The sequence below is a fragment of the Anabaena azotica FACHB-119 genome, assembly GCF_014697625.1.
Lineage (GTDB): Bacteria > Cyanobacteriota > Cyanobacteriia > Cyanobacteriales > Nostocaceae > Trichormus > Trichormus azoticus_A.
Genome location: NZ_JACJSG010000052.1, coordinates 1 through 23,652, shown reverse-complemented (window position 1 = coordinate 23,652; position 23,652 = coordinate 1). Strand labels below are relative to the sequence as shown.

14 protein-coding genes are annotated in these 23,652 nt (G+C 42.3%); 4 read left to right on the top strand and 10 right to left on the bottom strand.

The window, feature by feature from the left end; translation table 11 throughout:
* The first annotated feature begins 171 nt into the window (after positions 1-171).
* The gene (locus tag H6G83_RS28335; protein ID WP_190478296.1) at positions 172-1,365 is read left to right on the top strand and encodes an MFS transporter; all 1,194 of its coding nucleotides are present in this window, start codon (positions 172-174) and stop codon (positions 1,363-1,365) included.
* Between the two features lie 11 nt (positions 1,366-1,376).
* Here H6G83_RS28335 and H6G83_RS28330 read toward each other — a convergent pair whose 3' ends face one another.
* Together H6G83_RS28330 and H6G83_RS28325 are read right to left on the bottom strand one after the other, a co-directional pair.
* Complete coding sequence (locus tag H6G83_RS28330) at positions 1,377-2,627, bottom strand: energy transducer TonB (protein ID WP_190478290.1); 1,251 nt, start codon at positions 2,625-2,627, stop codon at positions 1,377-1,379.
* A gap of 305 nt (positions 2,628-2,932) precedes the next feature.
* Positions 2,933-4,171: a damage-control phosphatase ARMT1 family protein gene (locus tag H6G83_RS28325; RefSeq protein WP_190478289.1), complete on the bottom strand. Its 1,239-nt coding sequence runs from the start codon at positions 4,169-4,171 to the stop codon at positions 2,933-2,935.
* Between the two features lie 685 nt (positions 4,172-4,856).
* On the opposite strand from H6G83_RS28325, the gene H6G83_RS28320 reads away from it, so the two are divergent.
* Positions 4,857-6,194, top strand: coding sequence for a PrsW family glutamic-type intramembrane protease (locus H6G83_RS28320; protein ID WP_190478288.1), 1,338 nt, complete (start codon positions 4,857-4,859; stop codon positions 6,192-6,194).
* A gap of 413 nt (positions 6,195-6,607) precedes the next feature.
* On the opposite strand, the gene H6G83_RS28315 is transcribed toward H6G83_RS28320, so the two are convergent.
* The 4 genes from H6G83_RS28315 to ndhM all read right to left on the bottom strand — a co-directional run bounded on the left by H6G83_RS28315 (position 6,608) and on the right by ndhM (position 14,128).
* Positions 6,608-7,255, bottom strand: coding sequence for a hypothetical protein (locus tag H6G83_RS28315; protein ID WP_190478285.1), 648 nt, complete (start codon positions 7,253-7,255; stop codon positions 6,608-6,610).
* A 627-nt stretch (positions 7,256-7,882) separates the two neighbouring features.
* A complete protein-coding gene (locus H6G83_RS28310) occupies positions 7,883-9,451 on the bottom strand; it encodes a CHAT domain-containing protein (protein ID WP_190478283.1) in 1,569 nt (522 codons plus the stop codon).
* A 368-nt stretch (positions 9,452-9,819) separates the two neighbouring features.
* Positions 9,820-12,099: a protein phosphatase 2C domain-containing protein gene (locus H6G83_RS28305; RefSeq protein ID WP_190478281.1), complete on the bottom strand. Its 2,280-nt coding sequence runs from the start codon at positions 12,097-12,099 to the stop codon at positions 9,820-9,822.
* Between the two features lie 1,672 nt (positions 12,100-13,771).
* Positions 13,772-14,128, bottom strand: coding sequence for an NAD(P)H-quinone oxidoreductase subunit M (ndhM, locus tag H6G83_RS28300; RefSeq protein ID WP_190478280.1), 357 nt, complete (start codon positions 14,126-14,128; stop codon positions 13,772-13,774).
* A 756-nt stretch (positions 14,129-14,884) separates the two neighbouring features.
* Between ndhM and H6G83_RS28295 the strand changes: the two genes are divergently transcribed.
* Positions 14,885-15,166, top strand: a complete 282-nt coding sequence (locus tag H6G83_RS28295; RefSeq protein ID WP_190478278.1) for an Npun_R1517 family heterocyst differentiation transcriptional regulator — start codon at positions 14,885-14,887, stop codon at positions 15,164-15,166.
* 636 nt (positions 15,167-15,802) lie between these two features.
* Here H6G83_RS28295 and H6G83_RS28290 read toward each other — a convergent pair.
* From H6G83_RS28290 to ctpB, 3 genes are all read right to left on the bottom strand, one after another.
* A complete protein-coding gene (locus tag H6G83_RS28290; RefSeq protein ID WP_190478276.1) occupies positions 15,803-16,498 on the bottom strand; it encodes a response regulator transcription factor in 696 nt (231 codons plus the stop codon).
* 257 nt (positions 16,499-16,755) lie between these two features.
* Entirely contained in the window at positions 16,756-17,727 is a 972-nt protein-coding gene (locus H6G83_RS28285; RefSeq protein ID WP_190478274.1) for a glycosyltransferase, read from the bottom strand.
* A gap of 218 nt (positions 17,728-17,945) precedes the next feature.
* Positions 17,946-19,280, bottom strand: coding sequence for a carboxyl-terminal processing protease CtpB (ctpB, locus tag H6G83_RS28280; RefSeq protein WP_190478270.1), 1,335 nt, complete (start codon positions 19,278-19,280; stop codon positions 17,946-17,948).
* Between the two features lie 323 nt (positions 19,281-19,603).
* Here ctpB and H6G83_RS28275 point away from each other — a divergent pair, with 323 nt between their 5' ends.
* Positions 19,604-20,302: a YdcF family protein gene (locus tag H6G83_RS28275; RefSeq protein ID WP_190478268.1), complete on the top strand. Its 699-nt coding sequence runs from the start codon at positions 19,604-19,606 to the stop codon at positions 20,300-20,302.
* Between the two features lie 96 nt (positions 20,303-20,398).
* On the opposite strand, the gene H6G83_RS28270 is transcribed toward H6G83_RS28275, so the two are convergent.
* Positions 20,399-22,987, bottom strand: a complete 2,589-nt coding sequence (locus H6G83_RS28270) for a single-stranded-DNA-specific exonuclease RecJ (RefSeq protein ID WP_190478266.1) — start codon at positions 22,985-22,987, stop codon at positions 20,399-20,401.
* Positions 22,988-23,652: the final 665 nt, after the last annotated feature.

The following is a 23,652-nucleotide window of genomic DNA, read 5'->3' as shown; positions in this document are numbered from 1 at the left end:
TAGTGGTTATTCCTTATTTATGCACATTTACAGGTGAGAAGTTAGAGCGATGGCGTTCCGCCCAGCGTAGCTGATCGCACTCCAGAGAGATGGGCATCAAGTAATTTTTGAGCATGATCAACTAAGTAAATCTCAGTAACTGAATCCTTTCAGGCAGGAGCATTTCTACCAATGACAGATTATCGACACACCCAAGCGCCTCTGTGGATTGGAGTGGCGATCGCTTTTTACGCCTTTATCGCCATTGGCATTGCGGAAGCCGGGTTAGGGGTGCTTTTGCCCTCCATTGTATCAACCTATGAGCTGAGTTCAGCAACCGTCAGCTTGCTATTTGTGAGTCAAATTAGCGGCTATATTCTCGCAGCATTTACCAGCAGTCTAGTGAGTAACCGTCTCGGATTAGGAAAAATGCTACTGATAGCTGCGGTGGCGCTGACAATGGCACTCATCATCTACGCTACCTCCCCCTACTGGTTACTCATGGTTGCAGCCGGAAGCGTGCTGGGTTTGGGCATTGGCTTAATTGATGCAGGCATTAACACTTACATTGTCCAAGATTCGCGCAGTGCCAATCTGATTGGTTTGCTTCATGGTTTCTACGGTATTGGCGCATTCTGCGGCCCCACCATCGCTACTACTTTACTAGCATTAAGCATGAACTGGCGGCAGGTTTATTATGTATTAGCGGGCATCGTCAGCTTATTAATCGTCAGCGTCTTGGGTGTAATAATTTACCGCTACACCCCAATGACACAACGCATATCGGCATCGAATGCAACTGCCGTAAAAAATTTAGGGCGATCGCTCCAAAATCCTGTGGTACTATTAACTGGGTTACTGCTGCTGGTTTATGTTGGTGTCGAAGCCTGCATCGGTAGCTGGGCATACACTGTACAATCAGTCGGTCGTCAAACTCCCCAACTCATCGCTGGTTATAGCGTCAGTGCCTACTGGTTAGGGTTAACCTTGGGACGTTTTATCTTAGGTTACTTCTTACAACGGCTTGGGGGAGTCCGCACCATCAGTATGTCCCTAACTTTGGTAATCATGGGATTGCTGACTTGGTGGCAACTACCAGATCAATTAATTAGCTTACCCTTGATTGGCTTTGGCTTGGCAGCAATCTTTCCCGCCACCATCTGGCTCATACCCCAACGATTACCAGAAGCCCTTGTTCCTGCGGCTGTTAGCTTCGCCACCAGCGTCGCCAGTTTTGGCGCAGCACTTATACCAACTGGCGCAGGTTGGGCAGCAAGTTGGGCAAGTTTAGAAATTATCCCCCTGTTGATGCTACCATTGGCGTTGTTAATCGTAGGCTTACATTGCTGGCTAGTGCAACATTCGGTGAAACAAAAAACGCTGTAATTATTATTAGTTCAAGGTCGCTTTTTTAAGCTATATTTGATGATAGCTAGCACCCCTTGTCTACCTCCATCTTTCGGTTTTAATTTCCAATCTCGTGCTGATGTTTGCGCTGCTTCATCCAGTTCGCGATCGCCTGTAGAATCAATTAGCCGTACACTAGTTATATTGCCATTTTCATCCGCATTAAGTGCCATTTTTGCATTACCTTGTATACCTAATCGTCTGGCTCTATCTGGATATTTATAGTCACATTTAATGCAATCTGCACGGTCTAAGAAAGAGCCTTGATCCGTCGGTGGTTTTGGTGCTGTAGCGACTTCTTCTTTCTTTGGTTGATTACCAACACCATCACCGGAACCGTTACCAACGCCATTACCGGAACCGTCACCAACGCCATTACCCACGCCATCACCCACGCCATTACCAACACCATTACCCACGCCATTACCGGAACCGTTACCAAAGCCATTACCCACGCCATTACCCACGCCATTACCGGAACCATTGCTAGAACCATTGCTGGTAGAATTACCGGAACCGTTAGTGGTACGGCTACCAGGAGTTTGGCTAGAAGGTTGCGATCGCTGCGTACCATTTGATGGAGGATTAATAGACGTAGGTGCAGGTGAAGATGCAGGAACTGGTGGTATTGAGTTTGCTACTGGCTTTGATGGTGTAGTAGGTGTGGTTGGTTGCGGTGGCGGACTCTTCAAGCGTTCAACCAACTTTGCGGTAGAACTATTTGGTTCTAATGGAGGTTCATTTGTAATTGGTGGCTGAGTTACAACTGGCTTTGAAGTTTCGGGTGGTGTTGTTGGCTGTGGTGGCGAAGTCTTTGATGTATCAGTTAACTTTTGTATTGGAGAAGTAATAACTGGTATTTTCTGCGGTAACAATTGCTGGGATGGTTGTACAGTTGGCTGTTTTACCACAGACCTTGAAGAGGTATCTGCACTTGTGGAGGTTTGCTGTTGAGCAAACTTACCACCTCCGCCACCACCTCCGCCACCACCAGCATCTACTTTTGATGGCGATTTCTCAATTTCTGGGAGTTTTTTTACTTCCTGATTTGGCACTTCTATAAGCGTCAGTTCAATTGGCTCATCTTTAACTTGAGGATTTTTTATCAAAAAATAGCCAAGAAATAAAGTCAGTAGCCCAATATGTAGTACAAATGAGCCAATTGAACTGTAGATAAGAAACGACCTGAGTGCCTTAGCTTCTTTTTCTCGCTGCTGGAGAGCGGTACTCGATAAGCTCATATTATTTTATAATTCATTGTCACTAATTCCTTTATTAGAATACAGTACAATTTACCAAACTTATAATTTTTAGTATTAAATTCTTCATTTCGCACTGATTATCTGACTAAAATGTATTTTTTTGTAAAAAATCTTAGTATTTGTAGGGTGGATAGTGCAGGGAGCCAAAAGCATGATACGCTAGGCTATGTATATTTTAAAAATCAGCCTAAATCCTATAGTTTAAAACTTATGGTTATCATTTGATTTGGCAATTAAAACATCTAGCTTATATTTTGTAAATTATGCTGACAATTCTTCAATTACTAAGCTACAAACTGAATTACACCCCATTGCCCGTTTGTTAACCAAGAAGGGTCAGATTTTGCGACTTCCTCGACAACTTCAGATTTTAAACCTACTGCTACTTCTGATTTGAGAGTACGTAAGGCTACCATTGGTGCAGGCAAATAGCAAACGATATCAGCTATATTAGTAGTAATCTGCCAATGGCGATCGCCTAACAGTCGGCGATAATTTGCGTCTCCTTTAACTACCAGCAAACCCGTATTTGTTAACTCATCTTTCAGATATTTCGGCATTTCCCAAAATGCTAAAGGTGATGTCCAAAAATAATCTTCAGACAAGACTAAACACCCTGACATAATATAACTTTCTAACCTTTGAGCCAAAGATATAGCCTGCTGATTGCTACTAGCGACTAAAAAGCTAGTTGTATCATATACATCCTTAATCATAGCATCAGAAACGAAAGTTGGATGTGGTTTCAAATGCAGATAAATCTGATTAACCAACTTACTACTTAATAAGAAATCCACCAAACATAAGTCACATACCAATTCAAAACCAGCATTATCTACGATAAAATCAATCCGTTTTACCTCACCACTAGTTAACAAGTCTCTGACTTGAGCAGCATCATTAACTAGTATGTTCCCTAACTGACTTTCAACATCAAATCTGCTGCGATCAGCTACGCTGGGCGGAACGCCATCGCTCTCAAATGCAGACCACAAACTGAGGTCAACTCGATTTCCCCACAAAGCAAAATATAATAGTGTAATTAAAGCTGTTTGATTTATTTCTCCCTCAGTTTGCCAATCATCTACCCATTTATTTACTTGGCTGCATAAAAGAATAATTGAATCGAGAGATGCTTCTAAACCTTGAGATTTTTGTAATTGAAATGGATCAATACCTTGCCATCTACCAGGGCGAAAATAATGAGTAATTTCTAAAATTAGTCGATAAAAGTAAGTTTCAGCAAAGAACCAAGGCACGTCTAGCCAACGCTGACCATTGTAGGTTTGTAGATAGTTATTCCAAGCGGAAAAATCCGTACTATTATCATTTTCTAGAGGTACTAAATAACCTAGTTGTAACTCTGTAGCTAGATTTTCTAACCTAGAATTAATTTCTGGGGAAAAATCATTTTCTCCTACAACTCTACGAGCGATCGCAGGCATTCGTTGAGTAACTGTATACTGGGTAAAAGTACCTAATTCTGAACCTACAAGTGCTGGTGGTAGTGGTAATTTTGGCATTGGATAAGAATTGCACACAATTTTTATTACCCATGTTGAGAGAGAAAAGGTATCCTTTCTATATTTTCCCCGAAAGCGATCGCCTCTGTGTCTTTAAGTTGATTGGCTTGTGATGGCAGAAAACTGGGAAACATTATATTATTGATAAACTTTATGAATAAGTATTTGGGTTAAGAATAATTAACCGCCGATATATGCCGTACCCGTTGGCAACCTTTAGCGCCACCTCTCGTAGAGCATGATGAAGTGGGTTTTCTTCCTCAATCTAACCCACTTTACTAGAACTTACGCCAGTGTCATAAACTAACTGTAGGGTGCGGCAGACCCAATAATTTCGGACAAATTCAGGAATTTTCTACATCTGACGCTACTATTGTGCCAGTTGTGTAAGTCCTGTTCACTCTAGCCTAAGTGTCTTGAATATTTGTTACCCATCTGTACTTTTTATTAATGTCAGGCTTTCTAGAATTGACACATCTAAATAAATCAGGTACAAACAATACTTTTTGTAGTAATAAGACTTGTCACAATTAAGAAAAATAATTTTAAATTTTGTATGCGTGAATTTTAAATTTATTCGTAGATAGTAGAGCTATAGTGTATTTAGCAATGCTGCTATTGGCACGGCCAAGGTTAACCCCCCAATGCCAAGCATTTTATGAATTAGTTTGGAAATACCTACTCGATGACAGGCAAAAACGCAAGACATAATGCTTTTCTGCGGCTAGTGTCTGGTAATGGAGCAGCATTTGGGTCAGAATCTCGCTACTCGCTTACCAGTAAAGAAGTAGTAATTGGACGTGACCCCAGTTGCCAAGTTGTTTTAGATGCCATGATGTATCGAATGGTGTCCCGCCGTCATGCTGTGGTTCGTCCCGTCGCTTCATCTGTAGATGGCACATTTAGCTGGGTACTTTGTGATTTGAATAGTGCTAACGGTACTTATCTAAATGATCAACGCTTGTATGGGTGTCAGGAATTGCACGCAGGCGATCGCATTTCTTTAGGTGCTGATGGGCCGCAATTCCTGTTCGAGTACGCAGTTGCACCCCAACCGACAATTATCACTAACCAAGTTGCACCCCTCCCTTCAGCCAAAAATTCCCAACAAAAGCCAGACTCGGTCAGCTTCACTCAGCTTTTCCCCATCATTTCCACCGGGAAAGATTTGACCCGTAAAGCTTACCTTGTCCCCGGAATACTAACGGTGGTATTTGTGGTGCTGATGTTTGCCACAGTCGGAAGACCACAAGCCAATCAAGTAATAGTAGCTACTTACATCGCCCTAGCTGCTTACTATTTTATTTACCAACTTTGCGGTAAACCTAAACCTTGGTGGGTGCTAGTCGGTGCAGCGTTGACAACAACGTTAATTTTGCTCAGTCCAATATTAAATTTATTTATCTACATTTTTCGTGTGATTCTTCCTGGTGATGTACCAGCAGTAGACCAACCCATCAACAGCCTCACAGAGTTATTTGTGGGGTACTTTTTTGGCGCTGGGTTGATGGAAGAATTACTCAAAGCTTTACCTATATTGGCAGCATATCTCATCGCCTTGGGACTACCCTCACCTTGGCGCGAACGTATCGGCATTTGGGAACCTTTGGATGGTATCCTTTTGGGAACGGCTTCGGCTGTCGGCTTTACTTTGTTGGAAACTCTCGGTCAATATGTCCCAGCCGCTTCCTTACAAGCGGGTTCAGATGTAGGCTTACAAGTCTTGATTGCCAGAATTTTGGGTTTACCAGCTGGACACATGGCTTATAGTGGTTATCTAGGATATTTCATCGGCCTCGCTGCACTCAAACCCCGTCATGCTAAACAGATTCTCGCCGTTGGCTACTTCAGCGCCGCCGCACTTCATGCTTTATGGAATACAGCCGGACACAGTAATACTTTACTCTTAGTTGTTGTTGGGGTCTTGTCTTATGCTTTCTTAATGGCAGCAATTCTTAAGGCTAGAGCATTATCACCGACGCGATCGCAAAATTTTGCTACTCGTTTCCTAGATCCTAAGTGAAGTGCTGAGTTGGGAGTTTGAGGAATTGTTTTTGTCATTATCTCTCGGTTTACTTTGAGTTTATCGCAGTCACCAGAGCAATCAAGACATCAATCATAAAACCTTTACACTCATCGCCTCTTTAGCCTGTCCCCTGTCCCCTGTAACCTGTCCCCTAATAAATCTATCTTAGGGTAGATTGCTCTAATTTTTTCATCAGCGTATTGTAACAATACTATCATTTGTTATAAGTAAAAGCTAACACTGTAAATCAAAAATTTGCCACAACAATGTGACCTGTGAGTAAAATAACTGTTCACTGGGATTAAATAAAAACTTACAACAGAAGTTATACGAAATTAGCGAAGATAGTTTTGTTTACCGTTGCTGGACTACATTAATCAAGATTTTTCATCTAAAATCCCAAGCTGGTATTAGGATTCAGGCTGAGAATCATTGAGTTGTTGGATGGCATAGTAAGCGATCGCCACACTCATCTTCGCCTGTTCAACTTCTGATAAACTAGACCAATCTTGACTATTCACGTTATCAACTATAGAGGTTAAATTTTGTCCTTCCCGGCTCCGCATAGCATAAGCGTAGGGACGGGTTAAGATTGACAAATCATCTGTTGCCCATGTGGGTAATACACTCTGTACACACTCTACTAATTGCTCACCTAAAGATTGCCCAGATGAAACAATCTCTGTGGCTTTAGTGGCGATCGCACTTAGCCAACCTTGAGGGACACCAGCCGCAAAAGCTGTATATAAATTTTCTTGAAGGTGATCTACAACTGTCGATTCTGTATTATTATTGTAGTATGAAGAAAAGCTCAATTCAGACCATAGATTATCAAGTTTGTCGTAAAAAACCTGCGCTCTAGTTGTAAGTTCTTCATCTAAAACCTCTTGGGCTGCGAATTGCCGTTCGAGTTCGTCAAAATAAGCTGCTGACCCGTCATCACTGGGATTCCAAGGATAGGCTGCATCCTCTGGTTCTAATAAAGCTGCTAACAAATCCAGTTCGATTTGAGATCCTACAGAATGGCAAGTGTCTGAACTGTTAATTTTATGAATCATTGTTTGCCCCTTGTTCAATTAGGTTGTTGACATTGAAAGCTACAGCAGTCAGATTGAGATTTCCGCAAAAAAAAATAGTTTATTTTAATCTTTCAATTGTCCATTTACTGCACTGCTTGTGTCAGTTGTGCGTTGTGGTTAGTCTGGTATAACGCCAAATTACGTTTTAGGCAGGGTTAAAATAAATTTTTACATATACTAACAAAATCTTGATCCCTTGTAAGTAATCTTTTTCCCAGAAAATACGCAAATAAAATATATAAAAAGGAATATGAAAAAATTATGATAATTAATTATCGATATTATGTTTAAGCGCTGAATAGTTTTTCAACAAAAACCCGACATTTAGAAACTTACAAATAAGAACCAAATTTTTCCCCCTTCCCTGACAGGTGTAGGTTTTTTATTGGTGTTCCAAAAACCTGGGTTTTAGGGTGTAGGGGTGTAAGGGTATAGGGGTGTAGGGGTGAATAAAACAACGATTTTCTCGTTAGTTTTAGAGTCCTTACTCACTGCTAGATTAAAAACCTACACTTGTGAGTTCCCCTTTCCCCCTTCCCCTTTTCCCCTTTCCCTCTTCTTCCCCAGTCCCCTTTCCCCCTTCCCCTCTTCTTCCCCAGTCCCCAATTAAACATCCTCAATCACAAATTCCCAAATTTCACCTCTGGGACTACCAAACTTTAACTGCATACCTGATTTTAAGGGAACTTGCTCCCGCCGCAGGAGTTGTTGCCAACCGTTAGTTCCTAAAAACCACGTACCAAAGGTAGAAAAATCTTGGAGATAATAAGTGGGGACTTGAGTAGTTTCGGTAGAAATATTCCGACATAAAATTTCCGCGTGTTCCTTAGAAACATAGCGTTCAGGAATGACGATATCATTATTTTCCGTGCGACCGATGCGCGTGACACCTGTTCTTAAAGGACAAGTGCGACCGCCGGGGGAAAGCGATCGCAATAAAGCGACCGACCTGGGAATATTAGGATTAGAAATAGTAATATCTGGCATTTCCGTTACACTGTCATCAAAACCTTTGATGAGTTCACCATCAAAGTCTGGATGGAGATAGAGAACGGGTAAAGTCCAAGCCGGTTGATTATACTTATATATTGTTAGCAGTTCTTGCCTAGCCTCTGCCACTGCTTCATCGATTGATTTACGCGATCGCAATGCTTCGGCAAAAGCTTGAATAAAACTGTGGCTTTCCCGGTCAGCAATTTCATCGCGCATTGCCAAAACCGCCGGCACACCGTGACGAATTAACACTTCTGCCAAACTACTAGTAGGGATAGCCTGATGATTAATAGCTGCTGGCTGTGCGCCCCAACAGGCGTTAAACACAGCTAATTTCACAGCACTGCGAGTTAATGCTTGGGCTAATTCTATACCATTGAGGCTCATTTGTGGGCGTAAAAACAGCAATCCACCGTCGGGGTTTGGTAAACCGTGACCAGCATAGAAAAACACATTATATGCTTTAGTTTCCAACTCTTGAATCAGCTCTTGGGGTGTTGGCTGGATGAGAGTTTTGACACTACAGGGTGCATAATTATGGTAATGATTGCCATTTAACAGCGTTTGTTCTAGGATAGCGGCTTCCTTTTGCAGTTGCAGGTTTTGGTCATGTCCCAGAACCAACAACACTTTTAGGGCTTGGTCAGTGCGTAAATATGGTAAAGCTTCAACTTCAGTAGTAGTCCGGCTAAATAACACATCCGGGGAGAGGGACATTGCCGGCTGACCGGGTTCCCGTTGCATAATTTCCCAGGGTAGAGCAATTAAATCTGGGTCACGAATTTCTAAACGAAAGCGCAGAAGTGTATGCTGACCCATAGCGATACCGCGACTACGTTCAAAACTGCCGAGAATTGGCCCATCAAATATCCAACGCCACAAGTTCATTCCCAAGTACTGCATGAGGCGACTACCATAACCTGTGGTTTGGTTGGAGGGGGGTGAGACTAAATTCCAAGGAATTGGGTTTGTTAAGGGGGGTCTGGTATCTGAAGAAATATGAATTCCACTATGGCCAGCAAACATTTGCTGCCATTCTTGCCAAACTTGAGTGAGTTCAACAGGCCAAGCACAGTCACGCAGAACATAGCCACTGGGATAGGGAGCCTTAACCACCCAAATGGCGAAACTATCTTTGCCAGTATTGATGAGACGGGCGATCGCCAGATTCAGGGATGGCATGGATTAGGACACTACAAAGTACAAACAATGCAAAAGTATGCGTACTGAAAGTTTCCTTCTTCACCAAAAGCTAAATTGTATAGCTTTTTATAGGCAAATAAACAACTCAGCACTCTTGATGATACTTGCCAAGTATAATTTCCTTTTGGGAAAACTCTTAACTTGTGCATAGCATCTTGTTTTTATCTCTATTATTTCAGCTTCTTATTAGTTTATCCTATATTCAAGGCACTAAGACCCCTACGTCTGCATCTAAGGAATTTACCAGAAATTAACTCCTATTGTGGGGTGGGCATCTTGCCCGCCCGTTATCATAGTTTTGGTGCTGTACTGCCTACTACTTGATTTTTCATTTTTATGCGTAAGTCCTATTGTGATGAATTCTTCGAGTCGGTTGCACTGGGATTATTTGTCGGATTTGGTGTAGAGGGTAGGCTGTCTTTGGGAACCGAGACACTATCGCAAGGACTGGCTTGATTGGGTGGTAAAACAGTCACAGCAAATCGTCTCAGTTCGGCTAATGGCATCTTGATTGGCTGATATGAAGGTGCAGGAGGATTCGTAGCCAGATTATTAGCACTAGCTGAGTTGGGACTGCTGCATAGACGCAGATACACGTCATAACCCCCAGAAGCGGGTTGAGAATTAGGTTTTTTATCGATAACTTCCAAAAAACTTTCAGGATTTAACTTTAGTTTATCAACAGTGATTTCACTATTTGTTTTAATTATCCATCCAGAGGCGAGATTATTTAGCGATCGCTCTACTTTGGGACTCTGGGTAGCTGATACAGTCTCCGTTGGGGTGGTTGTGCGCGTGGCGTATTGCGATCGAAATAACATCACCCAATAACCAAATACCCCAGCCGTCGCCACTAGGATTAAAGGTACGAGCCAATTTAGCGGTAGTTTGCCGATTCTGTTGGGTAGGTTGTTAGCAACTACTTTGGTTTTTTGTTCTGAGTTAGTCTCTGGTGATGTTAGCTGTTGCGGGCTGGCTGTCAAATTAACAGTCTTGATATTAATACCTTCAGGAATAACTGCTTTTAGGCTTATTTGTGGTTCGCTATATTTAACTCGACAATTAACCAAAGCGATGGTGACGTTATCATGGCCATTTTTATTGTTAGCAATGCTTACCAATCGCTCGACCACATTCACAATATTATTTTCTTCACCAGTGAGAATAGGTAAAACTTCCGTTTCCCAATAATCTTCCACACGGTCAAAATCACTCAACCCGTCAGAAGTCAATAGAAATATCCCATCTTCATCGATGATAAATCTTTGGGCTGTGGGATGTAAAGAACTGCTGGGACTCATTCCCAAAGCCTGCACCAGAGAACCAGAGCCACCTTGTTGCACAGCTTCACGATAGACAGCATAGCCTAATCTCACTTCCCGCGATGCCACATCATCGTCGAGGGTGACTTGATAACAACCGTGGCGAGTAATCCAATAGGCGCGACTGTCGCCGACATGGGTAATATACATTTCATGGGCAATAGGTAATGCCATGACCAAGGTTGTACCCATGCGTTTTCGCCCTTGGCGATTTTCGCTGTCATTGCGTTGACTAATTTTATCATTGGCAATAGCTACTGCTCTTTCTAAATCAGCTATGAGAACAGAGGGTTCAATATGCTCTACTGGTACATTTGTTAGTTGTTGTACCTGCTGCTGGATAGTTTCAATGGCTAAATTAGAAGCAACATTTCCGCCTTCATGTCCACCAATGCCATCACAAACAATTGCCAAAGCATTAGATTGGGGTGGTTTACTCAATAATGTGCCACTGGGAGGATAACAAGCATCTTCATTACGTTGCCGACTGGGGCCTGTGTCTGTTTGTGTGGCAATTTGGATAGTAGCGGTTTGTGATTTGCCTAATTCTGTCAATGCTTGGTCTAAAACCGCTACTAGCACTTCACAAGACTTAATTTCACCTTGAATCAGTTGATAGCTAATTTGGTCAATAAATTCTGCTATTGCTGGTTTGGCTTCCTCACGTAATTGCTGCCAAAATTCTCCCAATTGGGGCAATTCTGGCGCTCCCTTCGAGTCTGAATGTAGTTCCAATAACCGCAATAATGGCCCTTCTACCCGCAACAGGTAGGGGTTAAGTAAGCTAGAAGCTACACCTTCACTCTGAAAAGGTTGCCAAAGATTAGCAATTTGCCACAGCCAATGTAGTTGGCGCATTGACGGGGCGTAGCGCCAAGCATTGGTAAACTCTTCACACAAACGCACTTTTTGCGGTAAATTGCCTACCAAGATAGGCGATTTTTCTAATAAGAAAACTTCACTGTGCAGCTTACTCTCTGTTGATGGTATGACTCCGTAAACTTGGGGAATATGTAAACGGTAAGGGATGAGGCGAAGATAGGGTCGGATGGGGTGGATATTTTCTAATTCGGGTGTTTGGGGTGATAAACCAGGTTTAGTATCTAAAACAACGGATTCATTGATAATTAAATAGCGATCGCCTAATATTTCTCCCGCACTGTCAACACTCAGACTATCTCCCAGCACCCACAAATAACGCTTGGGTAAGGGTGTGGAGCATCGCTGGCAAAACTTATGCGTCAGGGGATTAGCAGCCTGACACAGTTCATTTGGACAGTAGAGCGTTGCCGCATCATTTTCCATAGTGTTCGCACCGATCAGCGATTGGCAATTGTTTCAACAGTACGGTAGCGGCTAGAATTAAGACCGCTCAGATTTTTTATTAGTTGACAATTGACAATTGACAATTGACAGCTGTTCATTCCAGGTTTAAAACTTCTCCTTTTCAGGAGAAAAAGCCAAAAATTTCCGTTTCTCAATCCTCTCACGAGTGAGGCAGGAGTAATTGTCAACTGTCAACTGTTCACTGTCCATTGTTAAATTCATTTATTCAACAGGGGATTATGATTATTAGCCTGCCATGCCAGCAGATGTCAATACTTATTTGAAGTTATGCAAACAACTCACTCCTTTGTCCATCCTACAGCCTCATCATAGCTTTATTTAGCTTGTGCTTTTCCTGAAGTTTGTTGACTCGTAGACGGTTGAGAGTTAACTGTTAACCCTCAACCGTCTACGCGAAAATATGTATAACTTACGATAGGCGATCGCTTATTGCAATAGTTTATAAGTTGCGAAACAGTCATAAAGTTTAATTAAGAATTAAGATATTTAAGAATCAGACAACAAGAAGATTCATAATTAGTTACGCCACCCCGCCAGCTGCCTAATAGCCTACAGCTACTTTGTTGCAGAACTCGGAGAGGAGGCTAACACCTACATAATTCTTAATCAATCCCAACAAAAGCAGGACTTACGCAACTGGCGCTTGGGGTAAGCTGCGTCAGATGTGAAAAATCCACAGAATGTGTACGACATTATTGGGGCTGACGCACCCTACAGTTAGTTTGATCATGACACTTGCGTAAGTCCTATAAGAGTTATAAAGGTTGCTAATGGGTAAGATAGGACTAGGGGTTATGACTCGGTAGTGGTTAAACACCCTCTCCCATTGGATAATAAATGTTTAATCGATTTGCTACTGTGCAAATTGAGACATTTAGGAAAATAATTTAAAACTTTTATTTGTTAGTTGACAGTTGTAGGGTCAGGGTCAATCTGCTCCTACCAATCAGTTGTGAGTTAGCTTTTCCCTTAATGGTCAGGACTTACGCACCAAGGTTATCTGTTGAGACAGGGTGTAGGGGGGTAAGGGTGTAAGGGTGTAAGGGTTTTAAAGATTTACACCCCTATACCCCTACACCCTTGCCCAAACCCTTGATTTTTCGTTTTTATGCGTAAATCCTAATGGTGTTAACGGGACTTAGACCAAAATCAAGCCCAAACGTAACCCAAACTAGCTTGGCGGTATGGCTGCGTTGGTTATTTCCTTCATGAGTTTATGAGTTTATCGTAAATAAAAGGGTTTAAGACCCCTACGTCTATACGTAGTATCAGTTTCCGTCGGGGTTTAAATCCCCGACTGTTCGCGTAGCGTGCCGTAGGCAAAATGTCTTTAATGCGCGAATGCGCGAATTGTTAATACGATGTGAAAGCTATGCTAATTCAGCATTAGACTCTGTTTTTATCTACATTTCTGTTTAATTCCCGTTAATAGGTGGGCATTGCCCACCCTACGAAATCATCAAGGTTTTGAAGCTCAGATTTCCCAGTGGAAGCAGATGGGGCAAGATAAAAGCTAACCTGAGTGTTGAGTAAGGTTAGCGATAGGGGGATGTTAAACGCTGAGTAAATATTCTAGCCTCTAATCTCTAGCCTCCAGCCCCTAGCCGCTAGTTCCTCACCTTTAACCTACTTACTTATCACCAACGGCAACTTGAGGAAGTCCTAAGCTGTAGTTAGTCACACGAGCAGAGAGATTATAGCTGATTTCGCCTTTTTGCAGGAGCGATCGCAGATAATGCTCTAAGTCTGAGCCAATGCGGCGTAAGTTATAGTCTGTAAGATCCGCACCACTGGAAGCTTCGACTAGTTCATCGAACTTACGATAAATCTTTTGCAAAGCATCTTCATTCCAATTTAATTCGTTGTCTGGGTCAACATCCAAGGTTAAGACTTGATTGCTGGGAACTAGTTCGCCATCCCGGTCAATTTCAGCTGCAAAAATGCGGATGTGTCTGGTTGTAGACTTGAGCAGCAATGCGTTGTCCATAGCAGGGTGTCAGATTCAAGTTAATTACACTGCAATCATTGTAGACGCTATATACAGCCATAAAAGCAATCAAATTAATTGAGAATTGGCAAGTGCGCTAGTGCATAAGCGTGACTTTGAGCCAGTACTGAGTTAAAAGTAGAAAGTTATTACTTCTGCCCCCTGTCAACTGTCAACTGTCAACTGTCAACTGCCTCCTCTTTTCCCCTGAGATGGGATTTTTCTGAGGTGAACTTAGAGCTTATGCTATGGTGGAAAATCCAAATCTTAATTTTCATTAAATTTACGAGCTAAACTTGCCAAATTTTCTGATGAAAAAAACGTACATTGGGTAAATTTACGGTAGTAGCATCTAACTACGTCCAGCTTTAATAAAAGCAAAAAGAATAGAGGATTTACTTACGTGTAAACACTAAACTTTCAGTAAAAACTCAAACTGTTCTTGATTGTCAAATAAAGTTGATGTAAAAAGCTTTAAAAAGCTAGAACAACTTCTTACAGAAACTTTATTGTATATAATCTCAAAAACTGAATAATAGTTATGGCTTACCTGCACAACAACTTGTACAGGAAAAATCAAACTTACACTTGAAAGTCTATCTAAAAAACACAGGAGAGTCCAATGACAGTTAAATACTGTAAATTGAAAAAACATTGTTAATTTAGGCACAACGGATTCAAAAAACTATAAAGAAATTTCGTAGGAAATACATCTCCTTAACCTCATAACCACCAAATACAGGAATCCCTAAGACTATGAACTCCAAAGCATTACCACGGCAGCTTAATAATATAGAAGTCGGTGTCTATGAGTGCGAAATACATCTCAAATTTCGGTTAGTTGAAGAAAAAAGTTTGTTGGGCGATCGCGAACAACTAATGCAGGTGCTACTAGATGCGCTCACAGAAGGGTCTGATGACTTTTTAGAGATGCTACAAGCGTCTGTAAAAGCACAAGAAGTCTCTGAGTTTAAAGCGTCACCCCAAATGCGTCGTCAACTGATGCGTTTACGGAATGCTGTTGATACTAATCAGTAGTTACAAATAAAGCTGTAATTTGAGTAGTGGCAAATCAAATACTGGGCAGAAAATCTTAATTATTTGGGAGTTAGCCTACCTAAATATTTGCTCTAAATAATGAGTTGGCTTGTATAACTTAATGCTTTTGTTAATAAGCTCAAATTTACCCTACTCCTCGAAAAGCTAAACAAAGCAACTGTAAAGGTAGTTCTCACTAATTATTTTACGTATAGAGTTGAGTAATTACTAACACTATCATGCTCTGCTTCTTCAGTTGGTAAAAGCGCTAGAAGATTAGTTGAACAGAGCAATTATTATAACCAGGGTTTTACTTCGACTTGCGGAGATTAATTAGTAAAAATAACCACAAATAATGTGATGGTTTCACCATCTTGAAAATTGTTGGTAGTTGATTTTTCAAGAGGTGTAAATGATTAATGTGATAGTCTTGCTGCTACATGAGGTATTTTTGATCAACCTCTGTGTCTCAGTACCTCTGTGTTGATATTTTTTACCACAGAGGCACAGATATAGCAGGGGACAGGTGATAGGTAACAGGGTACAGGCAAGAGAAAGCCCTTGCCGTAAAGATTTGATGATTCATCAATGTCCGCGCCCTATGTAGGGACTGCTATATAGGGTGTCAAGAGCAGTCTATTTTGCTAGTCCATGTTCTAAGGCAAAGCGAACTAACTCTGTACGGCTGTTAGTACCTGTTTTACTGAACAAACGGCTGACATATTTTTCGACGTTACGCACGCTAGTTTCTAGACGGCGGGCGATTTCTTTATTCATTAACCCTTCGGCTACTAGATTTAAAACACTCTGTTCTCTGGGGGTGAGGTCGATTTTAAAAGGAGCGGGTGACTGAGAAATGGCGTTTCTTTGAGTTAATAAAGCTTTAATTTGGGCGATTTGATTAGCTAACTCGGCAATATCTGGGGTTTCGCCGTCTTCGGTGATGGTTTGGGGCTTGCTAGTGCGGCGGGTAAGTAAATTTTCTACTATGGCTACCAACTCATCTGGATCGAAGGGTTTAGGAAGGTAAGCATCAACGCCAGCTTGATAACCTTGGATGCGATCGCTTGTCATCCCTTTTGCTGTTAAAAATACCACGGGGAGAGATTGGAAGCGCGGGTCATCGCGCAATTGCTTGAGAAATTGATACCCATCAACTTGAGGCATCATCACATCAGAAATCACTAGGTCTGGTGTGTTTTGCTGCATCCAATCCCAACCCTCACGGGCATTACTGGCGACTTGAACGTTAAAACCACTTTCTTGTAAGTAGTCTTTGACGGCTTCTCTTAATCCCGGTTCATCATCTACCAGTAACAATTGTGCTGACATCTAAAAATTTCCTTTGGTCTAAGTTATAAGTGGAAGTGGGGAGTAGGGAATGCTCTTCAGGGAAGGTTTTTCATCAAGTAATGAGGGAGAACTGTAAAATCCCGGAAATGATCAGAGTTTTATCTACCTCTACACCCTAAAACCAGTATTTTTCGGTCGAAGTGTAAAAAACCTGCCCTTGCAAGAGTAGGGAGTGGGGACTGGGCAAAGAAACTACCTTGTTTCAATGTAGCGAATGTTGAATCTAAAATTCAAACTCAATTGAGCCATTCAATTGTCTTAGCCTCTTCTGGTAGCTTGGCGTTCCGTTGTCCGCCTGCACGCGCTCTGGCTGTGAATAGGCTGATGGGAGTATTGAGCAAATCTACTAAGTCGGCTCGTCCGGCGATCGCTTTGGCACTAGAGCGTGGTAACTCTTTAATTAACCAACGTGCTAAACGGTAGCCAACTTCCTTAAGGCTGATATCTCGCATTAACTCTACACCATGCAGTTCGTGCAGGTAGCGATTGGAGCGCCCATAACGTCGCCATTGACTGGCTAACTCTTTAAGTGTGACCCGGTGGCGGTGCTGAACAATAGCTTCTGGCGCAAATTCTAAACTGCCAAGATTTGACCGCAAAATCCGCCAACAAATATCCGCATCACCACCACTATTGAGATGAGGACGAAATAATCCTGATTGATCAAAGACAGTACGGCGAATTGCTAGGTTAGCTGTTTGCCCATAGGGACAAAAGCGATGGGCTAAAGTGTGCTTTTGGGAGAGGGTTTCTTGACGGTCGGCGTATTTTTCTAATAAGTTTGTTCCTGGTAAGGCAACAATTTCACCAACAACAATCACTATTTCAGTATTGACAAAAGGTTTAATTAGTGCATTAAGCCATTGAGGTTGAGGACGGCAATCAGCATCCGTAAATACCACAATTTCGCCCACAGCCGCCTTAATTCCAGTATTACGAGCCGCGTAGGAGCTTTGAATTTGCTTTTCGCTGAGGGGGTGAATTGTGATGGAAGAATTAGCGGAAAATTTTTCTATAAAAGTGAAGGTGCGATCGCTGCTGTTATTATCTACCAACAGATACTCTACCCGTTCTCTAGGATAGGTTTGAGATGTAAAACAGTTAATTAAATCTGGTAAATCTGCCTCACCGTTATAAATAGGAACAACCACCGACACCATTGGCAAATAGCTGTTGGCGGTGGTTGTATCAATTTGCTGATGATTCATAAAACCTGAGAGAGTGGTTTGGGCAATACTAACTTAGTACAGCTTGGCAGAAAGTGGGGAGGGGGAAAGGGAAAGGGGAAAAGAGGTGTAATTATTTTCTCCCCTGCTCCCCCACTCCTGTGCTCCTGTGCTCCTGTGCTCCTGTGCTCCTCTGCTCCCCTGCTCCCCTGCTCCTGTGCTCCTCTGCTCGATAACTGATAACTGATAACTGATAACTGTTAAAACTTCAACTCATTGGCTCCCAGGCGCATTGGTTGATTGGTTGGGTTTATGGGCGGAGTAGCGAAGGTATTGTTAGATAATACAGCGATCGCACGAGCATATTGAGGATCGTTCTGAGTCCCAATCAGTTGAGGATTGGATGCAAGTTGACGTTCCTGTGCTTCGGTTAATTCTAGTTTGATATCTGGAGTAATACCTTTATGGTTGATATCTGTACCTTTGGGGGTGTAGTAGTGTGCAATGGTGACTGCTAAACCAGAACCGTCTGGTAGTTCATGGACTGACTGCACTAAAGCTTTACCAAAGGTTTGAGTCCCAACAACTACGGCTCGTTTATTGTCCTTGAGCGCACCTGTAAGAATTTCACTGGCGCTAGCTGAGTTACCATCTACCAATACTGCCAAAGGCAATTTTGTTAAGGCAGTGCGGTTAGCCTTCATGTCCTCGTTAAATCCTTGACGGTTAACTGTACGGACGATGCCACCATCATCTAACCACATCCGGGCAATTTCTACGCTTGCCTGCAATAAACCACCAGGATTTCCCCGCAAATCTAACACGTAAGAATCTACTTTTTGTCCGTTCAACTTGCGGATAGCTCGTGCCATTTGCTCGGAGGCGTGAGCGCTAAATTCCCGTAACCGGATGTAACCTACGCGACGGTTGCCTTCTTGCTTGAGGTTGTAGGTGACGGTGGGAACTTCGATTTTGGCTCTTGTCAGCTTTAAATCAATGTTGTTGCCGCTACGTCCTAGACGTAAGGTAATGACAGTGCCTTCTTTACCACGAATTAATTTAGAGGCATCATCTACTTTCATTTGCTGGGTAGATTTGCCATCAATGGCTAAGATTTCGTCCCCTGCTTTAATTCCCGCCTTCAAAGCAGGTGAATTTTCTATAGCTTCTAGTACAGTCAGCCGCTTGGTTGTTTCATTCAGTTCCATGCGGATACCGATACCGGAGACTTCACCAGAAGTTTGATTGGTGAGAGCTTCAAACTGTTGGGGATCCATGAACCTTGTATATGGATCGTTCAGCTTTTGTAGAGCTTCCCGAATTGCCACATACGCTTCTTCTTTAGATGAATATTCTTTACTTAATAAGTTTTTTCTAACTGCTAGCCAATCTTGTTGATTAAACTTGCCATCAACATATTCACTATTTACTAATTGCCATACTTGGTCTACCACAGCTTTGGGGCTGTCTTGTAAGGCGGCGCGAACGCTGCGAGTCCAAGCGGGGCCAAATAATGATACAGTTGCTGTTGTAGCGATCGCCCCTCCAATCATGGCAACTTGGAGCAGCGAGTGATTTTTCGCAGATGAGTTCATGTATATCAGCAGGAATCTATTGTGATTTTGACAGTTTAGCAATCAGACTTTCGGGAAATTCTTAAGTTTTTATACTTAATTTTTAGCTACACTCCCACCATTAATTCTCCTCTTTAAACTAAGTGCAAGTTTTGCGTTACTTTATTAACAATCATTAACGGTTGGCGATTTTCTCAATCAGTCTAATCTGGGACTATGACAATTGTGTGACAGTTCTGTTACTGTCATGTTTACACCCCATATTAATTTTCTAAGATAGCACTTCTCTCAAAGAATGGCCGGTCTTTTTTAGCTTAACTAACAAAGCCTTTTTATCTTGTGTTATGAGGCGCAAATTTCCCAGAAATTTATCAGTCCCCAGAGGACAGAAACTGAGAAAAAAGTGGCAATTACTACAAAAACTTGTGTGGGTTTTATGTCTAGTGTTTAGTTGTTGGCTTGTCATCACCACTATAACCCTAGTTTCTGCATCCTCCCAACCTGTGGATGCCTTTTTTATCCTTGGTGGTAGTATTAGAAGAGAAATTTATATTGCCCAAACAGCCAAACAATATCCACAAACTCCCATTTTAATTTCACATGGTTCTCAAGACCCATGTATTAAGCTAATTTTTCAGCGTCAGTTTGCAGACTTGGACAATGTTTGGTTAGAAAAGTGTGCTAATTCGACTTTTGATAATTTTTACTATGGAGTGCCAATTTTACAACGTTGGGGAGTACATAAGGTAAAACTGATAACTTCACCCACTCACCTACCGCGAGCTAAATTGATGGCACAAATTCTTTTAGGCGCTCATGGTATTTGGGTTGAGGTTGAGGTTGTTAAAGAAAAGGGTGTTCCAGGTAATAGGGAGTCGTGGGTAAAAACAGGATTAGATGTCACCCGTAGTTTGTTGTGGGCGGGTTTGGGTCAAATTATTCAACCACAATGCACAGATGTGATTCAACTAAGCAAAGTTGATATGTCAGCTTGGCAGCGTCGAGGTTTTAAATGTGAACATCAAGGGAATTTAGGGAGATGAGGGACTGGGGACTGGGGAGAGAATGAGATATATACAGTAGGATGGGCGGTGCAGCGCCGTATCATGATTTTGGTGCTGCACTGCCTACCCTACAGATTAATACTCATTGGATGGCGAATTAGTCTCATAGCTAGCGATCGCTATAATAGTAGACAAAGGTACTTCCGCAAAATAGTTCTGCTGAAACTGTTCTTCGCTGATGGCTGCGACAAACTCAGCAATGGCTGCATCAGCATTGCTTTGTTGGACATGATCAGCATCCCAGGTAAATTGTAAACAACGGTCTTGTCTTTTGACTGTGAATCCCCAATACTTCAAAGCTTTGATGCCTAAAAGTAGGCATCTGTCGCTAATCTTCAGTTTGTCTAAAATTTGCTTGCGGGTGCGTAATTCATTGGTGCGACTGAGGTATTTAGCAATTCCCACTAGGGTAAGCCAAATGTCTGGCGGTGGTTGGTGCTGGGGTTTCGACCAAGCCAGAACTAGCTGTTGATTATTGTAAAGCGACTTTCGCCACCAAGCGCGTAAATCGTCCCAGTTGGTGGGGCATTCTTTGAGGATGAGGGACTGGTGAGACAGTGCTGCAGGAGGGTTTCCCTCCGTAGGCGACTGCGTTCGCCCTTGGCGTGCCGTTGGCGCAGCCTCTCGTAGAGAAGGCATACCCGGAGGGGGACTAGGGACTGGGGACTGGGGAAGGTTACGCCAGTCTAGAATGTGGGTTGAGTGGTGGGTTTTAAGTTCTGAGTTGGGGTTGGGGCGGACGGCTATTAATCTGATTTCGTAGCGTTTTTTATAGGTGTTGTAATCTAATTCGGCGATACAATCACATCTACCTATGGGTAATTCATCTTTATAATGTCCCCACCAGATACCGGGGAAGGGGTTTCTTGTGGAGTCGTCGCGAATATCAAATTCGGTTTTAATATACTGTACTTTTTTTCCTTGCCAATCTTGTTGATTGCGATGCCAAGCATTTTCAACCCAGCAATTTTGAATCAAAAGTTTGGGAACAGGGTTTCCCATACCGCAGGGTTCTAGCAGTTTGAGTTCTAAAAATAAATCTTTACCTAAGTCTGCAACTGTAACTGCAATATCTGCTTGCACTGTCGGGGCGAGATTGACAGAACCCAAAGTTTGCCGTAGTTGCTGGTTTATTGCTTGGGTAAATAGGGGAATATTTTCTGCTAACAAACTCAAGCCAGCAGCAAAGGGATGTCCGCCGAAGCGATGTAATAAATGTGCTTGGTTCTTCACCAATTGATATAAATCAACTGAGTTTACCGAACGGGCGGAACCACGGGCGAGGGGGGATGAGGGGGATGAGGGAGATGAGGGGGATGAGGGGGATGAGGGGGATGAGGGAGATGAGGGAGATGAGGGGGATGAGGGGGATGAGGGGGATGAGGGAGATGAGGGAGATGAGGGGGATGAGGAGGACACTTTTAATATGTCTCCCTCTACTCCCCCTACTCCTTCCACTCCCCCCAGTCCCTCCGTACTCAACAAAATCGTCGGGCGGCCTGTTTCTTGGGCGACTTGTCCGGCGACTAAACCTAAGACACCGACAGGCCATTGGGGGTCTTCTAAAACGATGACGCTGGTGGTTGATAGGTCTAATTGGGTGAGTTTTTGTGTTACTTGTGCTTGTACGTCTTTCTGTAAGGACTTACGACGGGTGTTTGCTAATTCTGTGATTTCGGCTAAATGATGACAACGATTAATGTCTCGACTGGTGAGGAGTTCGACGCAGAAACTCGCATCGCCTTGGATGCGGCTGACGGCGTTAATGCGGGGGCCTAGACCGAAGGAAATATCTGTGGGGCGATCGCCACTTCTCTGGCACAATTCTAATAATCGCCCTACCCCTGGTCTGCGTCTAGCGGTTGGTGGTTGTTGAAAATCGGCTTGTAATTTTTGGATGCCTAACTGTGCTAAATAACGACAATCACCACTAAGTTGCACTAAATCGGCAATTAAACCAACTGCAACTAAATCTAATAAATCCTCTAAAGGATTTTTTGGTACATCAGGTAAAGTTTGATAAAGAGCTTCTATCAACTTATAAGCTACACCCACACCAGATAGATGAAACAAGGGATGTTCATTAGGTAAATAGCGGGGATTAATAATTGCTGTGACTGCGGGACGTTCGGCGGGTAAGGTGTGATGGTCTGTAACTATGACATCTATACCTAATTTTTGAGCATAAATAATTTCATTAATATTTGTACTGCCTGTATCGCAAGTAACAATTAATGTAACACCTTGATTAGCTAAATTATCAATGCCTGATTCATTCAGTCCGTGAGACTCTTTTAAACGATTGGGAATGTAATAATCCAACTGTTGATATTGCCCAAAAAATTGCCCCAAACCATCCCATAGAACAGCAGTTGAAGTAATCCCATCAGCGTCAAAGTCTCCCCAAATCGCCACTTTCTCCCCGGCTTGACGCGCCTGTTTTAATCTTGCCACTGCTAGCTGCATTTCTTGCCCAAACTCAAAGGGGCTAGCTGGTTGATAAGTTTTATAGTTAATGAAAGCTGCTAATTGTGATTCGTCTTTTATCCCCCGTTGCCATAATAATTGTGCTGCATACAAACCTTTAGATGTAGCTGCATACTTTTGCACCGCTTGGATAAACCAGTCTGGTGCTTGTTCATTTGCTGTTAAAATCCACTGCATTTTTTAACTCAAATTAAATAATTTATTCAAAAATAATTTCATGTTTGTAAAAATATATTTATTATGCTAATTTTTTCCAATTACCAAATCCTACAAATACAAAATTAATCCACCCACAAATCTAAGCCAGACTATAATTTTAAACAACTCAGGACTTACGCAACTGGCACTTGGGGTAGGGTGCGTCAGATGTGGAAAATCCTTGAATCTGTACGAAATTATTGGGGCTGACGCACCCTACAGTTACTTTGATTATGACACTTGTGTAAGTCCTACAACTTTAGAGGATGTTTGAAAAGTCATCATTGATTGCCCGAACCCGATTACTCCGGGTAAAGTTGTTTAAGGATATTTGTCCATAAAGCTACTAACTGTAAAACCCGTAGCCTTTTAACAGTGAACAGTTGTAGGGGCGGGTTCATTGAGTAATTCATGGTAAAAACAGATATGTTCGTTAAACCCGCCCGTACTTAAATACGAAAGTCAAACACCACAGCAATTGGTGGAAGACGTATTTTGGCGCTTCTTTATCCCCTACCATCCGCAGTCAGGACTGATAACTGATAACTGATAACTGATAACTGATAACTGATAACTGATAACTGATAACTGATAACTGATAACTGATAACTGATAACTGATAACTGATAACTGATAACTGATAA

What these genes read in the sequence shown, in the direction of transcription:
- H6G83_RS28335 (WP_190478296.1), top strand. Translation starts at nt 172, where the DNA reads ATGACAGATTATCGACACACCCAAGCGCCTCTGTGGATTGGAGTGGCG.
- H6G83_RS28330 (WP_190478290.1), bottom strand. Translation starts at nt 2,627, where the DNA reads ATGAGCTTATCGAGTACCGCTCTCCAGCAGCGAGAAAAAGAAGCTAAG.
- H6G83_RS28325 (WP_190478289.1), bottom strand. Translation starts at nt 4,171, where the DNA reads ATGCCAAAATTACCACTACCACCAGCACTTGTAGGTTCAGAATTAGGT.
- H6G83_RS28320 (WP_190478288.1), top strand. Translation starts at nt 4,857, where the DNA reads ATGACAGGCAAAAACGCAAGACATAATGCTTTTCTGCGGCTAGTGTCT.
- H6G83_RS28315 (WP_190478285.1), bottom strand. Translation starts at nt 7,255, where the DNA reads ATGATTCATAAAATTAACAGTTCAGACACTTGCCATTCTGTAGGATCT.
- H6G83_RS28310 (WP_190478283.1), bottom strand. Translation starts at nt 9,451, where the DNA reads ATGCCATCCCTGAATCTGGCGATCGCCCGTCTCATCAATACTGGCAAA.
- H6G83_RS28305 (WP_190478281.1), bottom strand. Translation starts at nt 12,099, where the DNA reads ATGGAAAATGATGCGGCAACGCTCTACTGTCCAAATGAACTGTGTCAG.
- ndhM (WP_190478280.1), bottom strand. Translation starts at nt 14,128, where the DNA reads ATGGACAACGCATTGCTGCTCAAGTCTACAACCAGACACATCCGCATT.
- H6G83_RS28295 (WP_190478278.1), top strand. Translation starts at nt 14,885, where the DNA reads ATGAACTCCAAAGCATTACCACGGCAGCTTAATAATATAGAAGTCGGT.
- H6G83_RS28290 (WP_190478276.1), bottom strand. Translation starts at nt 16,498, where the DNA reads ATGTCAGCACAATTGTTACTGGTAGATGATGAACCGGGATTAAGAGAA.
- H6G83_RS28285 (WP_190478274.1), bottom strand. Translation starts at nt 17,727, where the DNA reads ATGAATCATCAGCAAATTGATACAACCACCGCCAACAGCTATTTGCCA.
- ctpB (WP_190478270.1), bottom strand. Translation starts at nt 19,280, where the DNA reads ATGAACTCATCTGCGAAAAATCACTCGCTGCTCCAAGTTGCCATGATT.
- H6G83_RS28275 (WP_190478268.1), top strand. Translation starts at nt 19,604, where the DNA reads ATGAGGCGCAAATTTCCCAGAAATTTATCAGTCCCCAGAGGACAGAAA.
- H6G83_RS28270 (WP_190478266.1), bottom strand. Translation starts at nt 22,987, where the DNA reads ATGCAGTGGATTTTAACAGCAAATGAACAAGCACCAGACTGGTTTATC.